Here is an 8,466-nt window from a genome sequence, read left to right as displayed (position 1 = left end):
ACGTCCACAGCTCTTCCGGCGCCATCCGCTCGACAAGCGCAGCAGTCATCACCCCAGACTGCCGCAAGATCACGCCAACTGAAATGGCGTCTAAGCCACTCACTCAGTACCCATGTAGCGAACGAGCTGTCGGGCCAGGCACCTGTGGCCGGTCCCCGCCACGGCGGCCAGCTGGTCAGCAAGCTGGGACGCTCCAGCGCCCGATGCTGACAGTTTACTGACCCGAGCGGGGCTATCGCGCCACTGACCTGCACAAATACCCAAACGCTAGATCTTGGACTTGAACATGGTGCGCAGCATTCGCAGCTCCTGGAAGACGGCTCCCCGCCAGCTTTCTGCAGGTCAGGGGCGTTCGTCACTGTACATCGGCACGCCTTTGAGCCGAAGGCTTTCCGGACGGTCCGGCAGATCGCGAGGGGAGAGACGCACACCGACGTTTCCCGGCCGCCGGGCGGCGGCCGGACTGTCACGCCGGACGGGTGCCGGGTTCCGCGACCGCGCTGCTGATGAGGCGGCGGGCGGCCTCGTCGGTGCGGGCGATGTCGTGCGTCACCAGGCGGTCCTGGCACAGGCCGCGCAGGCCGGAGACGAGGAGCGTGGCCCCGGCCCGCGCCTGCTGGGGCGAGTGCCCGAGCCTGACGTAGGCCGCGACGATGGGGCCGACCATGACGTCCACGGTCTCGGCCGCGATCTCGCCGTACTGGGCCGGATCGGTGGCGGCCAGGCTGAGCAGCTGCAGCAGCATACGGATCGGCCCCGACTGCTCCCCGACCGTCATCGCTTCCCACAGGGCATGGGCCGCCGCGTGCAGTCCGGCGCTGTCGCTGACGTCGTCGAACATCGCGTGAACATCGGGTCGGCTGGTGGCGAGCGCCTGGGCCAGCAGGTTCTCGCGGCTGCCGAAGTAGTAGAGAAGCATGCGCTTGGTGGTTCCGATCGACTCGGCGAGCGGACTCAACGACATCTGCGCGACACCGTCGCGCTGGAGATGGTGCACCACCTGCTTCAGCAGCTCGGAACGCTTCTCGGCATTGACGGGACGAGGCACGGCTTTGACTGTACCGATCGGTACGAGTATGGTCCAACCGACGTAGACGTACCGATCGGTACATTCATCGAACGATGCCATCCCGCCGGCCGGGCACGGGCAGCCGAGAGGAGCATCGTGCAACTGGTCGGAGTGGTCCTGTGAAGCACCGGATCGAGCATCCGCGGGGCATCTCCGCGGCCAGAGTCCTGGCCGAGACCGTCACCATCCCGGCGATACTCTTCCTCGGCCTGCTGTTCTGCTTCCCCACGGCCTTTCACCAGCCGCAGCCCGACCACGCGAAACTCGCGATCGCCGGCCGCACGGTGGAGCGCAGGGTCGACACCGCTCTGCAGGGTCAGCATCCCGGCCGGTTCGACGTCACCACCGTGACGGACGCCCGAGCGGCCCGCCGGGCCGTGCTGGACCGGGACGCGGTCGCCGGCTTCGCCGCACAGGGCAGACACGCCGTCCTGTATGTGGCCAAGGCCAACGGGGTGGCCCTTGAGCAGGCGCTGACCAAGGGCTTCACCCAGCTCGCGGCGCACAACCACCAGCGGCTCACGGTCACGGACGTGGCACCCACGATGCGCAAGGACGGGTCCGGCACGACCCTGGTGTACTTCGGAATCGCCTGGAACGTCCCCGGCTACATACTCGCCACCACCCTGCTGCGGGCGGTGACCTTCGACCGGCGCAGGAAACTGATGACGATCGTGGGCGTCGCCGCCCTCTTCAGCGTCACGGGTTTCTACGTCGGAGTGGGGCTGGGCTTCCTCCCCGACGCCCCCGCGGCCCTGGCGATCTCGTTCCTGCTCACCACGGCGGTGGCCACGTTCTCTCTCGGCATGGCACCTTTCGTCAAGCACTTCTTCCCGCTGGTGGGTCTGGGGCTGTACGTCGTACTGAGCGTGCCCTCCAGCGGTCTCGTCCCCGTCCCACTGCTGCCGAGGTTCTTCCAGGGCCTGTACGCCGTCATGCCGCTGGGCAACGCGGTCGACGGCCTGCGAGGAGTCATGTACTTCGACGATGCGGGGGTGCTGAGGCCGGTCGTCGTCCTGTGCGCGTGGATCATCGCGGGTTCGGCGCTGCTGGGCCTCGACGCCTGGCGGCACCACCGCACGGCCGGGCGGCGGGGAGCGGCGGCCGAACAGGAGGAGGTTCCGGAGCCGCCGGTGGAGGACCCGTCCGTGGAGGCGCCCGCGCCGACCGCGCTTCCGGTCCATCCGCACCACTTCGGCGAGCCGTTGCCGATGCTGGAGGGCACCGTCCGCGACCTCGAAAGGCAGCCCGTTCACCATGCCGCGGTGACCGTCATGGACACCGGCGGCCGACAGCTGGTGCGGACCACGACGAACTCGCGCGGCGAGTACGCCGTGACCGGCCTGCCCGAGGGCTGCATCAGCGTGGTGGTCTCCCACCCCGGCCGAGATCCACTGGTCCACCAGAGGTTCCTGCAGTCCGGAGTGGCCGTCCGGGCCGACTTCGCCCTGCGCGCCCGGCGCAACGGGACGTCAGCTCCCGCAGCCCCGCAACGCCTCGTTCTCGATCCCGATCTCGATCACGCGGGACACGGATCCTGAGCAAGGGCGGCGCCTGCGCCCGTGGCCGGGTCACACGGCCGAGGCTCTGCCCGCGCTGGAACTGTGCGGCCGCGTGTCGGTCCGAGTCCGACCGTCGTCCACCGACTCGGCTGCCGGGGGCGGCGTCTTGCGGCTCGGTCTGCCCGCACCGCACGCCTTGACTGGCCTGTCTCAGCAAAGTTGGTCGCCCGCACCCCGTTGATCTGCGTGGACTACATGGGGTGAGACGTGGGGACCGGTCGAGGCGTTGTCGGAGAACCGTAGCGTTGTGGCCCGCGGCACGTTGGAGGGGAGACGCGCCGGCCGGAGATCGGGCAGAAGCACACCGATGCACGCCGGTCAGAAATCCAGGTACCGCTCCAGCCGGATGGGCTCGGCGTCGCCCTTCACGTAGACATCGGCGGTCAGGCTGAAATTCCCCCACGCCGCCGTGGTCAACTCGAAGCCTGTCGAGCGATTCGTGACGGTGCGGTCGGGATCCCGAAACGTCGGGTGCAGGTGGTAGACGACCTTGGCGACACGGTCGAGATCGGAGTCCCTGTCGCCCTCAAGGCCAATGCGAAGCCGGAAGTACCGGTAGCCGTCTTTGTCGAGCCCGCTGTCGCGGTGCGCCGTGTGAACCAGATGAACCCTGGGAGCGGCATCGTTCGAGCCCTCGGTCAGTTCGGCCAGCGGCGGCGGTACTTCAAGGACGGGCTGCGCGCCTGGCTGTGGCTCGACCCCGGTTGGAGTCTGCGGAGCCGAGGGACCGAGTCTTATACCTGACGCCCCCGCTTCGAAGGAGTCGCCGCGCTCGACTCGGCTGTTGATCGCTTCGATGAGTCGCCCCAGCCTGGCGCGGAACGTGAGGGCGAGCGTCAGCACGACGCCTGGCCAGATCAAAGCCTGCAGAAAGGGTATCCAGTCCTTCATCGCTCCCCCGCCCCCCGGCGACCTGGCCCGGGATGACGCTACCAGTCGTGCGTGACCATCTGGCTCGGCATCAGTTCGGAATGGCGGAGCCGGACCAGATCGACTGAGACCGTCTCCGGATCCGGTCTCCCATCGCCAGATCGACTGAGATTTCCGGTCTCAGGTCGGGCTTCCGCTGTGCTGGTCGGGCCGTCAGGCTGGGTCAGCAGGCCGCGCCATGCCGACTCCGGCAAGTCCGCTAACGCGGCTGCGCGTTCCGATGCCGGTCGCCCGCCTGCTCCAAGGCGGCCTCGTAGGCGTGCAGGGCGGTGATGACTGTGGCGCGTTCCGCGCAGGCCGTTTCGCGCAAGGCGGCAAGGCCGTGGACACGCGTGCCTCGGTGATCCTGGGTGTCGGCGCCGGCGTCTTCGATCGCCCCGACGCCGCCCAGATCACCGCGCGCCTCGGCACCGCGCTCACCGACGCGATCACGCGCGTCATCGGTGATGGCCTGCGCGCCGGCACCATGGTCGAACTCGTGGCGTCACCGCCAGAACGTACGTTCGTCGGCGGCGCCCTCGCCGTGTGACTCTCCGGCCTGGGCGCAGAGCAGAAGCGTCACTTCGAACGTCTCGGCGTCCTGCGGATCAGCCCGTCCGCACGAACATCGACGAAGCGCACATACACCACCCCAGGCGGTACGGCCATCCAGCACCCCCGGCACGCTCAACCGCGTGAGAACAGGACATTGACAGCGCGCGGAGAGGTGCTCACGATGAAAACCATGGAAACTGTTTCCGTTTCGATCGTTTCCGCAGCCGACGAACAACGTGCCGAGGTGATCGTCGAGACGGCCGGCCGGTTGTTCCTCGCACCGGGCTCCGCGCGGGTGAGCATGGATGATCTCGCCCGTGAGCTGGGGATGAGCAAGAAGACGATCTACCGTTGCTTCCCGGACCGGAACAGCCTGCTGGCCGCGGTGCTGGACCGGCGGTTCGCGGCGGTGGAGCGCACTCTGGTGACGGCTGCCGAGGACGCCGAGGGGCAGCCGTTCGACGCGCGGGTCCAGCGGTTCCTGGTCGCGGCGGGCACCGAGCTCGGGCGGATCGGCGCGGCACAGCTCGCCACGGGGCGCGGCGGCGACGCGATGCTGCGCCGGTATGTGGAACAGCGGGTGGACGCGGTGATCTACCGGCGCATCGACGAGTTGTTCCGGGACGGTCACCGGCGGGGACTGCTGTCGGTGCCGCCCGAGCTGCTCGGGGAGATCACGCGCGGCGCCCTGGAGCGGCTGTTCACCTCCCGGCTGCCGTACGAACTGGAATGGACCGCGGCGGATCTGCTGCGGGCGACCGTCGACACGGTGCTGCACGGGGCGATCCGCTCCGCCGGTCCAGCGATCGACGGCGAACGGCTCGGGACGGTGATTCCGACGGCCCGCGACGACGAGGAGGAGGTGAGCCCATGACCGGGACACCCGGCAGGGTGGCACTGGTGACAGGAGCCAGCAGCGGAATCGGCGCGGCCACCGCACGCCTTCTGGCGGCGCGCGGGATGCGCGTCGTCGTCAACTACCTCAGCAACGCCAAGGCGGCCGATGAGGTGGTGGCCGGCATCGAGGCCGCCGGTGGCCGGGCCATGGCCGTGCAGGCCGACGTACGCGAGGTGGCAGCGGTCGAGAGCCTGGTGGAGCGGGTCGGGGCCGCATGGGGCGGCATCGACGTGCTGGTGCACAACGCGCTGATCCCGTACGCGGTCAAGTCGTTCCAGGACATGACATGGGAAGAACTGGGCGGCAAGCTCGACGCCGAGATGCACGCCGCTTTCGCGGTCACCAGAGCCGTCCTGCCCGCCATGACCGAACAGGGCTGGGGACGCATCGTCTACCTCGGTACCGGCCTCAGCCGTCGGCCCCGGAAGGGCATGATCGCGCTGGGGACGGCCAAGGCCGCACTGGAGCAGTTCGCCCGGTACCTCGCCCAGGAACTGGGACCACAGGGCATCACGGTCAATGTCGTCGCACCCGGCCCGGTGGAGACCCGCACCGCCGACGACGTGCTCGACGACGCGACACGGCGGCAGCAGGTGGCGGCCACTCCCCTGGGCCGCCTGGCGCACCCGGCGGATGTGGCCCAGGCGGTCGCCTTCTACGCCGCCGAGGACAACGCCTTCATGACGGGCACCACAGCCGCGGTCAACGGCGGCATGGCCATGTACTGACGCCTCGCCGACGCCTCGCCGACGCCCCGGCGCACGGCGGCGGCACGATCAAGGACAAGCGCTCATGCACACGATCGATCTCGCCTACGTCGGGCGGGGCCTGCACGAGGAACTGGCCGCCTACATCGCCGACCAGGAGGGCTTCTACGCCGACGAGGGCGTCCACGTCTCGCTGCGCGACGGCTGCGCCTGGGACGAGGAGCGGCTGCGCCGGTGCGCCACCATCGGGCTGGGCCGGGCGCTGCTGTCCCGGCTGACGGACGGCACTCCCTGGGTCGGGCTCAACGTCAACACCCACCGGCCGCTGTTCTGGTTCCTCGCCCGCTCCGGCCTGACCTCGCTGTCCGACCTGGCCGGCCGACGGCTGGCGGTGCACGCCCCGCACACCGCGCCGGGCTGCTTCACCAGGATCGTGCTGCGCCGGGCAGGCCTGGACCCGGACCGTGACGTCAAGACCGTCGTCCGCCCGCCCGGCGACTACGGCATGGACCTGCGCCGACTACGCGCGGGCGAGATCGACACCGCCCTGGTCGGCAGCACCATGGCGCCGGAGGCAGTGGCCGCCGAACACGGCTGGAACGTGCCGGCCTGGGTCGGAGACCACTTCCGGATCCCCACCGTGGGCCTGGCCGTCGACCCCACCTACACCGACCCGGACGGCCCGGCGGTCCAGGCCGTCCTCCGGGCGCACCGGCGCGCCCTGGAAGTGATCCACGACGACCCCGACACCACGGTGCGGCACATGCGGACGTTCCTCGGCGGGCACACGGCGGACGAGGTCCGCGCTCACTACGAGACGTTCATCGCACCGCATTTCACCATCGACGGCCGAGTCGACCTGCCCACCGGTGACGCCGCGATCACCGCGGTCGCCGCCGAACTCGGTGTTCCCGCCACCGTCACCGCGGCCGAGTTCTACGGCAGGGCAAGCACCGCGTCCTAGCGGTGGGTTCCGGGACAGCATCCGAGGGTGAGGGGCGCCGGCGCGTCTCCGAGTGTCAGCGCGTGGTCTGGTTCTGGTCGGTCTCCTGGTCCTGGGCCGCCGCCCAGGAGGCGAGGAGCGACAGGCTGTCGTGCGAGGCCGTGCCCGGTTCGGCGGTGTAGGCGATCATCGTCAGGCCGGGTTCGGCGGCCAGGTGGAGGAGGTCGTAGCGCAGTTCGAGCGCGCCCACGACCGGGTGCCGGAATCGTTTGGTGCCCCGCCCGTGGGCGCGTACGTCGTGGCGGGCCCACAGCTCGCGGAAGGTGTCGCTGCGGGTGGACAGTTCGCCGGCGAGATCGGTGAGGGCGCGGTCCGACGGGCTCGCGCCGGCGGCGGCCCGCAGTTGGGCGGTGAGGTCGTCGGCGACCTCGTCCCAGTCACGCCAGAACTGGCGGGCGCGGGGGTCGACGAACGTGAAGCGGGCGAGGTTCGGAGCGGTGCGCGCACCGATGGGGAGCACGCTGTACAGGGCGCGGCCGAGGGAGTTGGCGGCGATCATGTCGAGGGTGGGGCTGCGGACCAGCGCGGGGACGCCGACGAGGGCGTCCAGGACCGTCTGCAGCTGCGGGGCGATCGCCGCGGGCGAGCTGCGGTGAGAGCGGGCCGCGGCGGACGGGCGGCCCGCGCGGGCGAGGTCGGTCAGGTGGGCCTGCTCCGCGGCGTCGAGGCGCAGCGCCCGGGCGATGGCCCGCAGGACGCTGTCGGAGGCGTTGGTGAGCGCACCGCGTTCCAGCCGGACGTAGTAGTCGACGCTGAGCCCGGCCAGGGCGGCGACCTCCTCACGGCGCAGCCCGGGCACCCGGCGCTTGCGTCCGGCCACGGGCAGCCCCACCGACTGGGGGGTGATCCGCGCCCGGCGGGAGGCCAGGAACTCCCGAATCTGGCTGCGCTGGTCCATACCTCCACAGTAGGCACGGGTGCGGCGGTTAAAGAGGGCCTGCCAGTGCCCCCTTCGACACGTCCTGCCGCATCGACCGCGCTGTTGGTTGCCTTGAGGTCATGACCAGCAGGACCACGTCTGAAAGGACCGTCATGACTCTCGGAACCGCTGTGATCGTCGGTGTCGGACCCGGCATCGGCCTCGCGATCGCCCGCACGTTCGCCCGTGCCGGGCACCCGGTCGCCCTGCTCGCCCGTGACGAGGCGAGGCTGGGTGCCTACGCCGCCGGACTCGCCTCCGCCGGACACGAGGCCCGCGGCTACGTCGCGGACGCCGGCGACCCCGATGACCTGCGGGGCGCGATCCACCGTGCGATCACGGAGCTGGGCGCTCCCGACGTGCTCGTGTACAACGCCGGGGTGCGGCGCCGGGACTCGCCGCTGGGCGGTGACGACCAGGACTGGGCCGATGTCACGGCCGTCAATGTCCTGGGCGCCAGGGTCGCGGCCGACGCCGTGCTCCCCGAACTCCGTGACGGCCGCGGGAGCCTGCTGTTCACGGGCGGCGGCTACGCGCTGTCGCCCTCCAAGGAACACGCCTCCCTCTCCGTGGGCAAGGCCGCGCTGCGGGCGTACGTGCGCGTACTCCACGACCAGCTGTCGGGCACGGGAGTGCACGCGACGAGCGTCACGATCACGCGGGACATCGGCGGCGGCGAAGCGCGCTTCGACCCCGAGGTGCTCGCCCAGGCCTACCTCGACCTGCACCGGCAGCCCGCGAGCGCCTGGCAGCACGAGCTGATGCGGTACTGAATCCGCGCCGCCCCTGCCGTATTTACTAAAGACGGGTTGAGCAGTCCAGACTGATAAACCTACTGTTAGTA

The 8,466-nt window shown here is 70.2% G+C and carries 9 protein-coding genes; 6 read left to right on the top strand and 3 right to left on the bottom strand.

From position 1 onward, the window contains the following. Positions 1-466: 466 nt before the first annotated feature. Positions 467-1,048, bottom strand: a complete 582-nt coding sequence (locus tag ACGFZS_RS48170; RefSeq protein WP_393800560.1) for a TetR/AcrR family transcriptional regulator — start codon at positions 1,046-1,048, stop codon at positions 467-469. Between the two features lie 140 nt (positions 1,049-1,188). Here ACGFZS_RS48170 and ACGFZS_RS48165 point away from each other — a divergent pair, with 140 nt between their 5' ends. Beyond that, a complete protein-coding gene (locus tag ACGFZS_RS48165) occupies positions 1,189-2,610 on the top strand; it encodes a carboxypeptidase regulatory-like domain-containing protein (protein ID WP_393800559.1) in 1,422 nt (473 codons plus the stop codon). 339 nt (positions 2,611-2,949) lie between these two features. On the opposite strand, the gene ACGFZS_RS48160 is transcribed toward ACGFZS_RS48165, so the two are convergent. Then, positions 2,950-3,522, bottom strand: a complete 573-nt coding sequence (locus ACGFZS_RS48160) for a pYEATS domain-containing protein (protein WP_393800558.1) — start codon at positions 3,520-3,522, stop codon at positions 2,950-2,952. A gap of 259 nt (positions 3,523-3,781) precedes the next feature. Between ACGFZS_RS48160 and ACGFZS_RS48155 the strand changes: the two genes are divergently transcribed. From ACGFZS_RS48155 to ACGFZS_RS48140, 4 genes are all read left to right on the top strand, one after another. Next, positions 3,782-4,090: a hypothetical protein gene (locus tag ACGFZS_RS48155; protein WP_393800557.1), complete on the top strand. Its 309-nt coding sequence runs from the start codon at positions 3,782-3,784 to the stop codon at positions 4,088-4,090. Positions 4,091-4,285: 195 nt separating this feature from the next. Continuing rightward, a complete protein-coding gene (locus ACGFZS_RS48150) occupies positions 4,286-4,969 on the top strand; it encodes a TetR/AcrR family transcriptional regulator (RefSeq protein WP_393800556.1) in 684 nt (227 codons plus the stop codon). Further along, entirely contained in the window at positions 4,966-5,721 is a 756-nt protein-coding gene (locus ACGFZS_RS48145) for an SDR family NAD(P)-dependent oxidoreductase (RefSeq protein ID WP_393800555.1), read from the top strand. The genes ACGFZS_RS48150 and ACGFZS_RS48145 overlap by 4 nt, the downstream gene beginning before the upstream one ends. A gap of 64 nt (positions 5,722-5,785) precedes the next feature. Then, positions 5,786-6,664: an ABC transporter substrate-binding protein gene (locus ACGFZS_RS48140; RefSeq protein WP_393800554.1), complete on the top strand. Its 879-nt coding sequence runs from the start codon at positions 5,786-5,788 to the stop codon at positions 6,662-6,664. A gap of 55 nt (positions 6,665-6,719) precedes the next feature. Here ACGFZS_RS48140 and ACGFZS_RS48135 read toward each other — a convergent pair whose 3' ends face one another. Continuing rightward, positions 6,720-7,601 (bottom strand): helix-turn-helix domain-containing protein, encoded by an 882-nt coding sequence (locus ACGFZS_RS48135; protein WP_393800553.1) that lies wholly within the window; start codon positions 7,599-7,601, stop codon positions 6,720-6,722. Positions 7,602-7,735: 134 nt separating this feature from the next. Here ACGFZS_RS48135 and ACGFZS_RS48130 point away from each other — a divergent pair, with 134 nt between their 5' ends. Then, positions 7,736-8,395 (top strand): SDR family NAD(P)-dependent oxidoreductase, encoded by a 660-nt coding sequence (locus ACGFZS_RS48130; protein WP_393800552.1) that lies wholly within the window; start codon positions 7,736-7,738, stop codon positions 8,393-8,395. The last annotated feature ends 71 nt before the right edge of the window (positions 8,396-8,466 follow it).

Origin of the sequence: Streptomyces sp. NPDC048288 (genome assembly GCF_043201555.1) — a bacterium.
Classification (GTDB): domain Bacteria; phylum Actinomycetota; class Actinomycetes; order Streptomycetales; family Streptomycetaceae; genus Streptomyces.
Note: the sequence above shows the minus strand (reverse complement) of the source record. Positions and strands in the feature narration are given on the sequence as shown.